This is a genomic window from Seonamhaeicola marinus (genome assembly GCF_008085455.1).
The window spans coordinates 288-804 of the sequence record NZ_VSDQ01000460.1 but is presented as its reverse complement, the minus strand read 5'-3'; the positions used below and the strand labels follow the sequence as shown (position 1 = coordinate 804).

Here is a 517-nt window from a genome sequence, read left to right as displayed (position 1 = left end):
AATTTTTTTCAATTAAATGATCGTTGTTTTTTAACCAAATACGTTCTTTTTCAATTGGCGAGCGCGGGTGTGGTTCAATATAATCTTCTAAACCTTTAATGCGCATTAAGTTAGTGTATCCAACCGCTACTACTACAATTTTAGTTTTATAGCTGTTTTTGTTAGTTATAACTTCAAACCCTTCTTCAAATTTTGTGATTTCTAAAACTTTTTCTTTATCAATTTGCTCAACATGTGGGTAAAGCTCAGTTAATTGTTGTTTACCTTTTTCTAATATAGAAGCACCAGTAGTTCCAGGAGCCAGCCCCAAAACATTATTAAATAAAGCTGTTTGTAAATGCGATGTTTTTTGGTGTACAAAAATACCAACGCGCTTATTTTGTGCAAAAGATTTGTTTTTTGCAGAGCCTAAAACCAATGCACAAGATAAACCTGCGGCTCCGCCTCCTATAATTAGTGTGTTAAACATAACAAGTTTTTATATTGTAAAGTTAGTTTTATTATTAATAAATGAAAA

Annotated in this window: 1 protein-coding gene; it reads right to left on the bottom strand. The window is 31.3% G+C overall.

Annotation, left to right across the window (positions count from 1 at the left end; genetic code table 11):
- Positions 1-469: FAD-dependent oxidoreductase (locus FUA24_RS07720; RefSeq protein WP_148541173.1), on the bottom strand; the 469-nt coding region annotated here is incomplete at its 3' end.
- Between the last annotated feature and the right edge of the window lie 48 nt (positions 470-517).